A 13,457-nucleotide genomic window follows, 5' to 3' on the forward strand; every position below is an offset into this window, starting at 1 on the left:
CAGCCGTTACTGGTTAAACTTCACGAACGTTGAGGATTCGACCGGTGGACCGGATCTTTCTCGGTGTCTTCAAGATCAGGTTGGGTGAAGTCACCGAGCTTGATGGCAGTGGCGCTATGTGGGCGTCACCCTCACCATACTTGGCAATCAGATTCTCCATGGTGTCGAAATCCAGGGCGCGCAGTGGGCAGCCCTCGACGCACATGGGGACCTTGCCCGCTTCCAGTCGGTCCAGGCAGCCGTCGCACTTGGTCATCACCTTGCGCGCTTCGTCCAGCTGGGGTGCATCATAGGGGCAGGCGCGGGAACAGGCGCCACAGCCAATGCAGATGTCCTCCTCAACCAACACCAGGCCATCTTTCTGGCGCTTGTGCATGGCGCCTGTGGGACAGGCTTTTACGCACACAGGCTCAGAGCAGTGGTTGCAGCCGATGGACATGTAGTAGGCAAATACATCCTGCTCATAGCTGCCATCGGCATTCTGCAGCCAGTCACCGCCGCCGTACTCGTACACGCGGCGCCATAAGATGCCGGGCAGGGCAGCGACACCGCCGTTCACCACATCGTCACCGCCGCGGATGTTGCCCACCAGACGGTCTTTGCAGGACACATGACATGTTTTGCAACCGGTGCATTTGCTGCTGTCGAAGTAGAATCCGTATTGTGTTTCTTGAGTCATTGTCATTTCCCCCTTATGCCTTTACCAGCTGCACACGGTTGGTATGTTGTGGGTTGCCCTTACTGATGGGTGAAGGGTGATATTTGGTTAGGGTGTTGATGCAGCCGCCGGCGTCAATCACGTGACCGGAGGGTCCAACTTGCCCATCTTTGTGCGGAGCGTACCAGGCGCCCTGACCCAGAGAGATAACCCCAGGGGTGACTCGTGGTGTGATCTTGGCGGGAAGCTCGATGGTGCCCCGTTCGCTGTAGATTTGCACCAGATCGCCGTCGTTGATGTTGCGGGCGGTGGCGTCGATGGGGTTAACCCATACTGCATCTTCTACGGCTTCTCTGAGCCAGGGTACGTTGTGGTAACTGGAGTGGGTGCGGCCCTTGGTGTGGTAGCCACACAGCTGCAGGGGATAGCCGGCATCGATGGCCGCCTGGTCTTCATACCCTTCCCAGGTGATGACGTATTGAGGCAGAGGCGTGATGCGATCTCCGGGACGAAGTGTCCAGGTGGCGGCTTTGCGGGCCAGCGACAGGGAGAAGATCTCGAACTTGCCTGAAATGGTGGGCATGGGGTTGCTCACCGGATCATTGATGAAGCTCTGGTAGGCGATGACGGAGCTCGGCATATATTTGCGGAACACCCCCTCTTTCTGAGCCTCTTCGTAGCTGTCTGGCATGGTGAGATCAGGGTGCATCGCCTTGGTTTCCTGATAGAGCTTCTCACACCACTCTTTGCCTGTGCGGCCTTCGGTGTAGAGGTCTCCCTTGCCCATCGCTTTGGCAATCCCGGCACAGATGTCGTACATGGACTGGGATTCGCCCAGAGGCGTCAAGGCGCTGCTCATAAAGGTGGCGTAGGCCATCTGGCCAGAGGCGTAGCTGTCGTTGGCGTAGTCGTCGGACTCCAGCCAGGTGCTGTCAGGCAGCAGGTAGTCGGCAAACTTGGCAGAGGGCGTCATCCAGCAATCGCTGACCACAATCAGTTCACACTGAGTGTCATCCGCCAGGATCTCAGCGGTGCCGTTGCTGTCGGAGTGCTGGTTCACCAGTGCATTACCGGCACAGTTGATGATCGCCTTGAGGTTGGTCGAGAGCTTCGCAGGATTATTGTCGACTCGCTCGTAGGCGCCGGATGCTTTGAACCTCACCCCGTCGCTGGTGCCGGTGAACTCTTCACCACGGACCACGGCGTCAGACCAGGTGTACACAGGAATGGTAATGTCTACCGGGTTGGTGCCGGTAGGCATGCCGGAGATGGCGAAGCTGAAGCTGGTGGGCATGGCGCCGCTGTTGACGCCGGGCTGGCCAATTTTGCCGGTCATGATCGCCAGGGTGTAGATGGCCCGGGTGGCCTGATCTCCATTGGCATGGCGGTTGACACCGGCCCCTGCGCTGATGTAGGGCGCTTTGGCCGACATGATGGCGTTGGCCAGGGCGACGATGCGCGCTTCTGGAATGCCACAAATGGCGGCCGCCCAGGCGGGGGTTCTGGCGCCCTGGCTGGCATAGGCGCCTACTCCCATGATGTAGTCGTGGTAGTTTTGGTCCGGATCCACGTGCTGGGCGTGGGAAGCGATGTAGGGGTCGCTGTCGGCGGCGACCTGGGTTTTCGTTGCTTCCAGAGAGGCGCGATCGTAGCCTACCGCGTACTTGTCCAGAAACGCCTTGGCGTTGGCATCCACCCAACCCGAGCTGATCATCTGATGAATTACCGCCTCCACCAGCGCCGCGTCGGTGCCTGGACGAATGGGCAGCCAGTGGTCTTCATTGCCGCGCATGGAGTCGGTGTATCTGGGTTCAACCATCCAGACCTTGATGTCCTTTTTGTTGGCTTCCAGGGCCTTAACAAAGTCGTAGCCCTCACCACTGCCGCTCATGCGGATTTCGTTGGGGTTAAAGCCAAAGCCAACAAACAGATCGGAGTTTTCAATTTCGCTCAGAGAGGAGCCACCGATGCTGTCCCACTGATAGCCGTAGGTGGCCATACAGGCGGCGTACACCCCGGCCCAGGAGTAGTCCCAGTGATGGTCCAGGAAGCCGCCGTTGAGGTTCAGCAGTCGACCCCAGGTGGCGACGTTGGAGGAGAAGCCGTAGTAGGCCCCGGTGCCGTAGTGCATGTAGATGGACTCGGCGCCATGGGTTTGCTGAATGTCTTGCAGCTTGGCGGCAATCTCGCTGTAGGCCTGCTCCCAGGAGATGCGGACAAATTTCCCTTCGCCGCGCTTTCCGACGCGCTTCATGGGTGAACGCAGACGGTCGGTGGCGTAGGTGCGCTGGCGCAGAGCGCGGCCTCGGGGGCAGGCGCGGGCGTGGTGGTTCACCCCATATTGATCCGTGGTTTTGTTGTCGGTCTCGATGCGGGTGATCACCCCATCTTTACTGAATACCTGAATCGGGCAGTTTGAGCCGCAGTTCACCAGACAGGCCGACCAGTTGACCTGCTCAGCACTGGGGGCCGGCGTGTTGTCATCTGGGCGAGATTCAATATCGTCCGCACTGCTCTGACATCCAGTGATTGTCGCTGCGGCACCAGCCGCTGCACTTATTTTCAAGAAATTCCTACGTTCCATAATCATAACCTCTGTTTTCTAAGGCAGTTTATAGCTGGCGCTGAGCATCAGCAGGTGTGCGTTATAGTTATGTTCCAAAGTGCCAAGAGTCACGACGCCATTGATGGCTTCAGGCTCAACGGCGGTGTTGTCGGTATCGAAGTAGCGCTCGTAGCTGTATTTGAGAGACAGGGCCAGGCGGTTGTTGACCTGGTAGTCGGTGTAACAATCCACGCTGTGACTGAAGGCGTAGTCATCACCGTAACCACTGCCATCAACACGGGTGTCGCTGTCCGAGTTGCTGAAGCGGTAGTCGATGCCGAAGGAGAGTCGCCCATCCATCAGTCCGCCATACCCCATACCGGCGGCCAGGGTGATGAATTCATCCTGGATTTCGGTGTTCCACAAGGGGCTGCCGGCGCTGCTCGCCCCAGCCAGATCCGAGTCGATCCACTGCTGAGAGCCGCTGCCATAGAGATGCAGTTGTGGAGAGAGGGAGACAGACGCCCTGGCTTCAAACCCATAGTCGTCGGAGCCGGTTAACCCCAGAACGGTGTCGCTGTAATCATCATTGGCAAAGTGACCGCTGAGATTCAGCAGCAGCCAGTCCGTCGGCTGATGAGCCAGAGTCAGCTGGCCATACAGGCGCTCCCGGTCTGCGAGGTGGTATTTGCGCAGCAGTGGATTGGTGTCCGGTGAGGTCCAGCGGCCGCTCTGATAAGCAGAACCGTCGCGTTCTTCATAGCGGCTCAGCAGCTCGAGCGTCAGTGAAGGCACCAGCCTGGCTTTGAGCTTTGCCCACACCTTGCTTTCGTCGGTGGTTTCTCTTTCGGAGAAATTACGATCCGTGGTGCGGAACTCAACGCCGCCGCTCAGCCGGTAACTGGCATTGATTCGGTAACTGGTGCTAAGCTTCGCGGTCTGCTTGTTGATGTCCAGAGGACGGTTCTGGCGCAGTGCGCCGGAGACCTCGTTGACCTCAAGCTGGGTCCAGTTTGCCGATGTTCCCCTGTTGTCGCGATCCTGATAATCCCACTGACCGGTCAGCCGCCATTTCGGGGTCAGTACGCTGGTGAACCCCAGTTGAGCATTGAGGGTGTCCACTTCGCCATCCCAGTTGAGCAGTGTGTTGCCAATGCTGGTTGCCAACTGATCATCCTGAATCATCCGTCCGGCAGCGATGTGGCCGCGAATGGCGGTTTGATTCAGGCGATATTGCCCTTTGAGTTGAACCTGATGGGCATCATTGTCCGGCGTGGCCGCGTACACATCGGGGAACGCGGGCAGAGACAGGTGATCGATCTGATTGCGGTAAAAGCTGCCGTGGTAGCTCAGTTCACTGAACCAGTGTTCTCCGGAGAGCCTCAACCCTGCATCAATGCTCTGGGTATCACTGTCCACTGGCAGGGCAAAGTTGGTCACGCCATTGGTCAGCAGGCTGGCTGATTGCTGCCCCTGCTTCTCCTCATACTGGTAGTCCGCAAAGGCAGACAGACTCTTGGCCAGATTGGCTTCAAGCCCCAGGCCCAGTTGCTGGCGCTGACGGTACAGTTTCAGCTCCCGGGTTTGATCCGAGGGAAGCAACTGATCATCACTGAACCAGAGGTTGCTTTGAGCTTCGGACTCATACTGAGTCATCCGCCGGTAACGGCCCGTGGCAGCGTAATCATCCCCATGGGAGAGCCTGACGGAGGCTGAGCCATTGTCGAGCCCCAGATCTGAGGCCCGGGCCTGGGTAAGCAGGGCGTTGTCACCGCGGTAGGCCAGGTCGGCGTTTACACTCGCCAGAGCACCTTCGTCATCTCTGCCAAAGCGGTTGCCTGCATGGATGTCGTCGGCGTCTGTCCAGCCGATGCCGACGCCGGCCTCACCTTGAAGACCTGTGTGCTGTGCACAGCGTTTGCACTGGTAGTTCTCGAACGCCACCTGCTGGGTGTTGGCACCCTGCACCGAAAAGTCCGCCGCGAGCACTGAGCCACCCATCGACATCAGTGTTAGGGTGATCAGGTTTAACTTAAATCTCATGACTGTCTCCTGGTTAGCGGCTGAAGTTGCTGCCGGCGGGGTGGTTGGAGCCGTGAATCTGGCTGTGGCAGTTCAAACAGCTGCGGCCTGCGCCAAAGGCGTCGGCTCCGGGCTGACGGACCACCTTGCTGGCGTGGCCATCATCCAGGTGACACTGCTGACAGAGCTGAGGGGCATCCTGCTTCAGCAGGGCTTTATTGACGCTGCCGTGAGGGTCATGGCAGATGCTGCAATCCTCGGTAACCGGTGCATGCTCCCATAGCACTGGGCCCCGTTTTTCGGCATGACAGCTGTAGCAGTTGTCATTGACCGAAAGCTCATTGAGGGCAAATTCACTGCTGCCTCCGTGAGGGTTATGACAGCTGATGCAACTCATCTGGCCCCAGGCCAGGGGATGGCTCGAACGCTTGTGTTTGTCGGCGGATTGCTGAGCGTGGCAACTGCTGCATTGGGCGTTGATGTCAGAAACCGTGGATAGGTGGTTGTCCGCCTGGTGAACGGAGTGACAGGAGGTGCAGCTTAACTCCTCCATCTGGTGGGTGCTGCCATGCCAGTCATGGGACTGAGAGTCGCTGTGACAACCCAGACAGACACTGTTCTGGCTCTGTGCACTGAGCTGGCTGTCCGAACCGAAGGTGATCATCGGTTCTTTGCCGCCCCGGTTGTGTTTTCCCAGTGGGCCGTGGCAGGTCTCGCATTGTAGCTCGGCCATGGGAGAGCCGGGTGAGAAGGTGTCACCATGGGCACTGGAGAAGATCGCCATGACCTGATCACTCTTGCGGTGACATGTCAGGCAGGTATCTGCCCCCTTCTTGGAGTATTGCCCCTGTTCGAATTTCTTAACAAGCAACTCTTCCAGTTGGGCAGAGCTCAGGTCTTGCCAAGGTGCAGCCTGTGCGGACACAGGCCCTAAGGTTACACCCGCCAAGCTGAGATAAATCAATATTTTTGGCCAGCCATGCATACGAATTATTGCTCCCGATATGGACTCAACAGGTCCTTCTTTCGTAAAAGTGCTCTCAATTTCCGCGGGTAAATGGTTTCAATAGGACCCAATGTTCCGGGCCAACTCAAACCCTGACTCAGTTGCCTTTAGGGCAATCTTCCTCGGTTAAGTGACAGCTCCCCCAGGTAGCCTTTTCACTAAGCGTTCTGGTTAGGTTCATTGAAACAAAGTCAGATGTTGAAAACCTTTATATGGATATAAAAGAGCAATGAACAAAACGTGATCCGGCCAACATAAATGTGAATCTCTTTAACGATATTGAGACCGTTTATCAGTAAAGACTGCCCGGCCACATCGCTGGCGCATATTAGTCTGAATCTCTATGCGCGCAGGACATTATGGCTCGCAAAGCCAGGTGTGGCCTTAATGTGTGGCAGCTCAAAAGTGAAGAAATTAGCTCAAAAACTTTTTGTTTCATGGCCGGTTGGCGTGTTAGCGTGAATTTGAGTTGTGGGCAATGGTCAACCATTGAAACCTGGCCTGGCTGTTAAGCCATGCCCATGCAAGACTTTGAATAATCTAAAAAATTGGTGGTTAAGATGGTCCAGGCCCTGTCACTAGATAACACGATGAAGCGAAGCACCAGCTTGTTTTTTCCTCGCTGTGTTAGTGAGGAACTGGAGAGGTTTATATTAGACAATGGAGAACTTCGAACGCTGTCAAAGGGCTCCGGTGTCTCTAAGCAAACTCTTCTGAATAATTTTATCTATGTGAAGAACGGTCTGGTGTTTTATAAAAAACGAACTAATAACTACACCAAGCCAAAGTTTTCAACCATTATCCCCTCTGGCCGACTCACTGATTATCATCTCATCCTGGAAAATAGCTGCACTTGTTGTAAAGGTATTGAATCTGCCCGTGACAGTGATGTATTGATCATCAATAAGGCCGTTATAAAAAACCTGATGAAAACTGATGTAAATCTTTTCTCTCAATTTATGATGGATGCCGTGTATCACACGGAAAGACAGACGGCATTAGCAGTGTTTCTGTTGACGGCATCACCAAAAGAGAAGTTGGTTAAGTTTCTATTTGATGCGTTAACAACATTTGGCAACCAGTTTAATTCCGCCTGGATGGAGGTGGACATCAAACTGACGCGAGAGGAGATCGCCAACGCCCTTCACGTGAGTGTGATTAAGCTGGACCTTATGCTGGGTGAGTTGAAGAAGGAGCAAAAGTTAAAGCGGGTCAATAACAAGCTTTGCATTCACCACTCGGTGTTTGAAGATCTGTCCCCCTGTCCTTTGGGGCGAGAGGATGCAACCGGGTGTCAGTCTAACAACCTGCTTAAGTACAAGCAGAAGAACATGATCTCTGCCATCAACAGTGTCTCATTTGATGAGTGACCGCCTGAACATTTGTTGCATGTTAACCGCATGATTTTAATGGGAACGATGAGCAGGGAGGCAGGCTATCCAGCTCCCGAGGCATTGAGCCGGTAAGGGGGCTGTTGGGGATTGCTGTTTAGCACCCGTCAAAGTCAGGCTGAGGCCGGGTGATTTTGACGGCGATACGCTGAGTCGTAAGAACGGCTTTGGGTCAAAGTGGCCTTGCAGGGCGCAGCCACCTTTATGACTAGTCCCATTCACTCGAAACGTCGCCAATTTTGTGGCGTTTCATTCGTCTTTGCTCTTTCTGTTTATGAAAACGTGGCAAGTGTTCTTCGTCGTCCCTCTTTCGGTTTTGGCGTTTCTGGCTTGGAGGGTCAAGCCACTCCTTCGGTAGCGGTTTCATGAGTATCTCAACTTGGAGTCATTTCGCCGTTATTGTGGCTGCTCAAGTCTAAAAAACAAACAAAGTTATTTTTGTCGACAGAACAAAATCTGTTTGTCTTAATTGAGATCTGCAGCCGCTGTGGTATGTCCCGTCACTTTATGACCCGGGTTTGCGGTTCGCCGGGTTTATGAAACAACCCGGGCTAGCCACAAGAGATCGGTGCACCGCGCAACTCAGTCATGAGTGTATGGCAGATGTGAAGAAAGAGGATTTATCCATAACATGGTAAATTCGTCTGTTTAGTTGATTGTTATAGGAAAACTCTATGCTGCTTTCTCCCCTTTCCCTGGCTAATGGCGGTGTGGCAGTGATGGTCACCTTGATTGCCAATATCGTCATTCACATTCTGTTTGCTGCGGGAGTGTATCGTTTTGCCCAGAAAGGAGAGGTGGAGGGCCGTCGCACCTGGTTTGTCGGCCCTCAATCAGCCTAGGCGATGGGATAGGCCCAAAGAGCCTGGACCCTATTTGCGGTTTCGTCCCACCAGAAACGCCAGTTCGGCGGCATTTTTAACACCCATCTTCTTCAGCAGGTTGGCGCGGTGGATCTCTACGGTGCGCTGGGCGATAAACAGCTTGTCGCAGATCTCCTTGTTGGTTTTGCCCTCCACCACCAGTTGCATCAGCTGGTTTTCCCGCTCGGTCAGCTGGGCCACCCTGGTCTCCCAGTCACCGGCTAGGCTGTCCTCCTGCTGACGCTCCCGGGAAGCTTTGAGGCCGCGCTCGATCAGCGGCAGCAGTCGCTCTCCCTCAACCGGCTTTTCCAGAAAATCCAGTGCGCCGGCCTTGAGGGCGGCGACGGCCCGAGGCACGTTGGCGTGACCGGTGAGAATGATCACCGACAGCAGGCTGCCACGGCGGTTAAGCTCCTGCTGCAGGGCCAGGCCATCCAGGCCCGGCATCTCAATGTCCAGGATGGCCACGCCCACCTGGTCCGGATCCATGGCGTTGAGAAAGGCGTCGGCGCAGTCGAAGCCCTCGGCCTGCATCCCTTTGGCCTCCAGCATCCATTGCAGGGATTCTCTGACGTCCCTGTCATCATCAACCAGAAAGATGGCGCTCATGGTGTACTCCTAAGGGGGAAATGGCAGATAAGGGCCAGGCCGGGCTGTTGTCGCTGGGCTTCGATGCGACCATGGTGTTCCTCGACGATGCGTTTGCAGATGGTCATGCCCAGCCCCAGGCCTTCCGGCTTGTCGCTTTCAAAGGGCAGGAACAGCCGGGCCAGCTTGTCGTCGCTGAGTCCGGGCCCGCGGTCACGCACCGACAGACACAGTTCATCGCCTGAGTGGGTGAGGGCGATCTCAAGCTGCCGCTGCTCCTGTGGCAGGCTCAGCATCGCCTCCATGCCGTTACGCATCAGGTTGACCAGCACCTGCTGCAGCAGGGTGGGGTCGCCGGTAATTACTCCGGCTGAAACGGGCTCCCTGAGCTCAATCTGGCAGCGGTTATGGCGGCAGTCCGGCGCCATCAGCGCCAGGGTTTCGTTCACCAGAATGGATAGATCAACCGGTTCCTGGCGGCTGGAACGGGCGCAGAACTCCCGCAGTTTGCGGATGATCTCCCGGGCGCGATCGGTCTGATCGGCGATGCGCTCCAGCCCCTGGTTAAGGGCGCTCTTATCCAGAGGATCCGAGTCCAGCCGGTATTGGCAGCCCTGGGTGAGGTAACGGATGCTGGCCAGGGGCTGGTTCAGTTCGTGGGCGATGCCGGAGGCCATCTCGCCGGTCAGCAGCACCCTTTGAGCCTTATAGAACCCGCGCTGTTGTTGCTCAAGCTCCTCCTGGGTTTGGCGGTGGTCGGCCATCTCCTGTCGAAGCTGCGCCGTTCTGCGGGTCACCATGGCCCGCACCCGCAGGTGGTGAACATAGCCGAGCATCAGCAGCGCCGCCAACCCCAGCAGGTAAGGGGTGACCTGGGGCCAGAACTCTCGCCAGTCGGCGTCGAATGGCCACAGGCGAATCTCTTTAAGCAGGGCATAGACATGGCTGTCGTCCACCGGCACCGTCCATCCCTCGTAGCGGCCGGCAATGGCGGCTGGGTTGGTGGGGTAGAGATCCAGTAACAGCCGGGTGACCTGGGCCGCCAGGCGATTGCTGGTGTGCCCCATCTTGGACAGAGAGGAGTAGGGGTAGAGCTGAGTGCTGCTGGCGCAGGGACCGTCGGTATCCCGGGCCAGCGCGACCGTGAGTTCTCCCCTGGGCAACTGGCCGCTGTTTTCCATATGTTCCAGCAGGCAGGTGGGCACGATGGCCGCATCGGCACTGCCGCTGAGTACCTGATGCAACAGCTTGGACTGGGGAAAACCGACGAACTTGAGGTAGGGGAAGTCGCTCAGTGGTGCCAGACCCTGTTGGTCCAGCTCCCGCCAGAAGGCGATAAAGCCGCCAAACGCCTGTTGGCTCACCGACACCAGTTGTTTGGATCGCAGGGCCTGTAGGCTGCCTATTTGCTGACTCTTGCGGGTGACGATGGCCGAACCCACCGCAAACGCAGGGTCGCGCCCGCCAAGGGGTTTCAAGCTCAGCAACTGACTGGAGCCATGGCGCTGCTTGAGCTGCAACGATTTGACCGCGTTACCGATAAAGAAGTCGAAGGACTGATGCTGTACCAGCCGGTCCACCTGGTGGGGACGCAGGGCCAGCAACACCAGTTTGTGCTCCTCCAGATGGGCATTGAGGTAGTCCACCGTGGGCTGCCATCTTTGACGCACCTTATCGGGGGCGTCGAATGCCAGTACCGCCAGGCGCACCTGCTCTCGGGCCAGGACCTGGGGCGCAGTCAGTAACAGGGCAAAACAAACAAGGGTTATCAATCGGCTAATCACGGTATCTCGCTGCAGTATTTCGACAGGCACAGTGTAGTTGCAGCCAAGGGAGGGGAGTGTGAGTTGGCTCACCTAAACGGGCGACATACGGAAAACCACTATATCGACTCCGGGAGGCCTTTGTTGAACTGTTAACAGGCCCAGGGCGCCGCTTCCAGATTCGAACTCCGGGAGGGTGGCCGCTCCAGGTAGGGACGCCAGGAAGCCGTTTTTTTACAGTCAAATTGCAAACAGATAATTAAATGACCCAAGCCCGGGCCTGGCGGCCCGCTGAGGAAGAGTGATGAAACTAACACCCGTTGTACTAGGTATGCTGGCCGGTCTGGCCAGCGTTGGCGTTCAGGCGAGCGAGATGCAGTTTTACGGTCGTATCGACTACTCTGTGACCAACAGTGATTCCGGTTCCGCCACCCATGATGGCAAGTCCGGCACCATCCTGGAGAACAACTTCACCCGTGTGGGGATTCGTGGCGAAGTGCCCGTCAACGATGCACTGGCGTTCTTCTATCGGATAGAGCTGGGCGTCAATGGTGATGACCAGGATGGCAAGACCGTTTCTTCCCGTCCTACTTACGCCGGTTTGAAGCACAGCACCTTCGGCTCCCTGGCGTTCGGCCGCATCGACCCGGTATTCAAGATGTCCAAGGGCTTTGCCGACGCTTTTGACAACTACAGCCTGAAGCACGACCGTCTGTTTGCCGGTGACAAGCGTCACGGCGACTCCCTGGAGTACCGCACCGCCAAGTTCAGCGGTCTGCAGTTTGGCCTGAGCTACCTGCTGGAAGATGACTACTACAGCGACGACGATCCCCGTAAAGACAACGGTAACTACCAGCTGGCGCTGACCTACGGCGACAAGAAGTTCAAGCACGGTAACCTCTACCTGGCCGCGGCCTACAGCGACGGCATCGAAGACATCGAAGCGACCCGTGTTGTGGCTCACTACAAGATGAACGACTGGACTTTCGGCACCATCATGCAGCAGTCCGAACTGGTGAACCCCAATGCCGCCGGTTACGGTGACCGCGAGGGTTTCGGCTACATCGTCAGCACCACCTATCAGATGGGGGGCTGGAAACTGAAAGCCCAGTACGGTGAGGATGACTCCGGTACCGGTAAGATCGCCGGCCGTGTCTACGGCAAGCTGGGCGGCCAGGCCGACGTGGTACCCACCGTCAGCCAGTGGGCCGTGGGAGCGGAGTACCGCTTCACCAAGCAGCTGAGACTGCACACCGAACTGGGTCAGTTCAGCGTAGATGAATACAGCGAGTTCGACGACACCATCACCAGCGTCGGCCTGCGTTACGACTTCTAACTCCCTATAGTTTCAACTCTGAAGGTCCTCGCCGACTCCTGCGACGGGGCCTTTTATTATTTGCCAATGCCACTAGCCCATCATCAGTTGGCCAGGTGAACGAATTCATTACCTGTACTCCAACCTACTCATGGATGGTCATCGCTTGTATGATGAAATCTGATACTCAACCACGTTGAGGGAGAGGTTATGTCAGGCTGCTGTTCGTCACCGCGCCAGGAAATTTCTTATCCGAAAAAGCATGTTTGTCCAAAGAACGGACAAGCATACGGTCAGGTATCAGCAACTACCATTAAGCACCATATCAAGGCGCCATGGGAGTGGCAGGCTAAGGAGCAGGGCTACTACTTCTGCTCTGATCCTGCCTGCGATGTGGTGTATTTCGGCCAGGATGATTCATTCATTGAAGCATCAGCGGTTCGCACGAAAGTGGGCGTTAAAGATCCATCAGGAGATGCCCTGATTTGCTACTGCTATGGCGTGACCAGAGAAGAGGCTGAGAACAACCCTCAGGTTCGGGACTTTGTGTTAGAGGAAACGAAGCAGAAGCGCTGTTCCTGCACGACCAAGAATCCTGCCGGCAATTGCTGTTTGGCCAATTTTCCAAAGAACTAAGGGGTTGCAGGGCATCTCTATGACAGGAAAAGAGAGTGGCACTGACCAGGCTATGGCCCAAGAGGATAACCCGGCGTCACCGAAGTTTTGGGATGTGCGATTTCGAAACAGGCGCACGCCCTGGGACGCGGCATCGACGCCATTGGCTTTGGAGCAATTCTTACAAAGTACTCAGCAGAGAGGGCGGGTTCTTATCCCGGGATGTGGCGCAGCCTATGAGGTTCGCAGCTTTATTGATTCAGGATTCAGTGTCACTGCCATCGATTACAGTGAAGCCGCTGTAGAGCGCGCCCAAAGCGTATTGGGCGAGTTGAGCAGCGCTGTTGTCTACGGCGATTTCTTTTTGCATGAATACCCTGATCCTGTGTTCGACATCATCTATGAAAGAGCATTTCTTGCCTCTTTACCCCGTAGCCTTTGGCGGCAATATGCTGAGCGTGTCGCAGACCTGCTTCGTCCAGGCGGTTTGCTGCTTGGCTTCTTTATCCACGGCGATCAGCCTGGAGGCCCTCCGTTTTGCCTTCGCAACGAGGAACTGAACAGTCTTTTGGGCCAATGGTTTGAGCAGGTGGAAAACACCAAGATGCACTCTTCAGTCCCGGTTTTTCAGGGAAAAGAGCTCTGGGAGGTGTGGCGTCGCCGTTGAGGGATAAAACTGATTCAGCGACTT

General features: G+C 56.2%; 11 protein-coding genes. 5 read left to right on the forward strand and 6 right to left on the reverse strand.

Annotated elements, in window-relative coordinates:
• Positions 1 to 13: 13 nt before the first annotated feature.
• From QUE41_RS08450 to QUE41_RS08465, 4 genes are read right to left on the reverse strand one after another with little or no spacing between them, the layout of a single operon-like run.
• On the reverse strand, positions 14 to 679 hold the full coding sequence (locus QUE41_RS08450) for a DMSO/selenate family reductase complex B subunit (protein WP_286342434.1): 666 nt from the start codon (positions 677 to 679) through the stop codon (positions 14 to 16).
• 13 nt (positions 680 to 692) lie between these two features.
• Positions 693 to 3,242 carry a DMSO/selenate family reductase complex A subunit gene (locus tag QUE41_RS08455; protein ID WP_286342435.1) on the reverse strand — a complete coding sequence of 850 codons (2,550 nt, stop codon included), beginning with the start codon at positions 3,240 to 3,242 and terminating at the stop codon, positions 693 to 695.
• A gap of 18 nt (positions 3,243 to 3,260) precedes the next feature.
• Positions 3,261 to 5,246 (reverse strand): MtrB/PioB family decaheme-associated outer membrane protein, encoded by a 1,986-nt coding sequence (locus QUE41_RS08460; RefSeq protein WP_286342436.1) that lies wholly within the window; start codon positions 5,244 to 5,246, stop codon positions 3,261 to 3,263.
• 13 nt (positions 5,247 to 5,259) lie between these two features.
• A complete protein-coding gene (locus tag QUE41_RS08465) occupies positions 5,260 to 6,210 on the reverse strand; it encodes a DmsE family decaheme c-type cytochrome (protein WP_286342437.1) in 951 nt (316 codons plus the stop codon).
• A 611-nt stretch (positions 6,211 to 6,821) separates the two neighbouring features.
• Between QUE41_RS08465 and QUE41_RS08470 the strand changes: the two genes are divergently transcribed.
• Both QUE41_RS08470 and QUE41_RS08475 read left to right on the forward strand, forming a co-directional pair.
• Positions 6,822 to 7,601, forward strand: coding sequence for a Crp/Fnr family transcriptional regulator (locus QUE41_RS08470; protein ID WP_286342438.1), 780 nt, complete (start codon positions 6,822 to 6,824; stop codon positions 7,599 to 7,601).
• Between the two features lie 695 nt (positions 7,602 to 8,296).
• Positions 8,297 to 8,464 carry a hypothetical protein gene (locus QUE41_RS08475; protein ID WP_286342439.1) on the forward strand — a complete coding sequence of 56 codons (168 nt, stop codon included), beginning with the start codon at positions 8,297 to 8,299 and terminating at the stop codon, positions 8,462 to 8,464.
• Between the two features lie 30 nt (positions 8,465 to 8,494).
• On the opposite strand, the gene QUE41_RS08480 is transcribed toward QUE41_RS08475, so the two are convergent.
• Entirely contained in the window at positions 8,495 to 9,094 is a 600-nt protein-coding gene (locus QUE41_RS08480) for a response regulator transcription factor (protein ID WP_286342440.1), read from the reverse strand.
• On the reverse strand, positions 9,091 to 10,845 hold the full coding sequence (locus QUE41_RS08485) for a sensor histidine kinase (RefSeq protein WP_286342441.1): 1,755 nt from the start codon (positions 10,843 to 10,845) through the stop codon (positions 9,091 to 9,093). Before QUE41_RS08485 ends, QUE41_RS08480 begins: the two co-directional genes overlap by 4 nt.
• 295 nt (positions 10,846 to 11,140) lie before the next feature.
• Here QUE41_RS08485 and QUE41_RS08490 point away from each other — a divergent pair, with 295 nt between their 5' ends.
• From QUE41_RS08490 to QUE41_RS08500, 3 genes are all read left to right on the forward strand, one after another.
• Positions 11,141 to 12,172, forward strand: a complete 1,032-nt coding sequence (locus tag QUE41_RS08490) for a porin (protein WP_286342442.1) — start codon at positions 11,141 to 11,143, stop codon at positions 12,170 to 12,172.
• Positions 12,173 to 12,361: 189 nt separating this feature from the next.
• Entirely contained in the window at positions 12,362 to 12,787 is a 426-nt protein-coding gene (locus QUE41_RS08495; RefSeq protein WP_286342443.1) for a putative iron-sulfur cluster-binding metallochaperone, read from the forward strand.
• A 19-nt stretch (positions 12,788 to 12,806) separates the two neighbouring features.
• Positions 12,807 to 13,433 (forward strand): methyltransferase domain-containing protein, encoded by a 627-nt coding sequence (locus QUE41_RS08500; RefSeq protein WP_286342444.1) that lies wholly within the window; start codon positions 12,807 to 12,809, stop codon positions 13,431 to 13,433.
• The last annotated feature ends 24 nt before the right edge of the window (positions 13,434 to 13,457 follow it).

Origin of the sequence: Ferrimonas sp. YFM (assembly GCF_030296015.1) — a bacterium.
Lineage (GTDB): Bacteria > Pseudomonadota > Gammaproteobacteria > Enterobacterales > Shewanellaceae > Ferrimonas.

Excerpts from the sequence above, each read along its gene's own strand:
- QUE41_RS08450 (WP_286342434.1), bottom strand. The coding sequence starts at position 679 with ATGACTCAAGAAACACAATACGGATTCTACTTCGACAGCAGCAAATGC.
- QUE41_RS08455 (WP_286342435.1), bottom strand. The coding sequence starts at position 3,242 with ATGGAACGTAGGAATTTCTTGAAAATAAGTGCAGCGGCTGGTGCCGCA.
- QUE41_RS08460 (WP_286342436.1), bottom strand. The coding sequence starts at position 5,246 with ATGAGATTTAAGTTAAACCTGATCACCCTAACACTGATGTCGATGGGT.
- QUE41_RS08465 (WP_286342437.1), bottom strand. The coding sequence starts at position 6,210 with ATGCATGGCTGGCCAAAAATATTGATTTATCTCAGCTTGGCGGGTGTA.
- QUE41_RS08470 (WP_286342438.1), top strand. The coding sequence starts at position 6,822 with ATGAAGCGAAGCACCAGCTTGTTTTTTCCTCGCTGTGTTAGTGAGGAA.
- QUE41_RS08475 (WP_286342439.1), top strand. The coding sequence starts at position 8,297 with ATGCTGCTTTCTCCCCTTTCCCTGGCTAATGGCGGTGTGGCAGTGATG.
- QUE41_RS08480 (WP_286342440.1), bottom strand. The coding sequence starts at position 9,094 with ATGAGCGCCATCTTTCTGGTTGATGATGACAGGGACGTCAGAGAATCC.
- QUE41_RS08490 (WP_286342442.1), top strand. The coding sequence starts at position 11,141 with ATGAAACTAACACCCGTTGTACTAGGTATGCTGGCCGGTCTGGCCAGC.
- QUE41_RS08495 (WP_286342443.1), top strand. The coding sequence starts at position 12,362 with ATGTCAGGCTGCTGTTCGTCACCGCGCCAGGAAATTTCTTATCCGAAA.
- QUE41_RS08500 (WP_286342444.1), top strand. The coding sequence starts at position 12,807 with ATGACAGGAAAAGAGAGTGGCACTGACCAGGCTATGGCCCAAGAGGAT.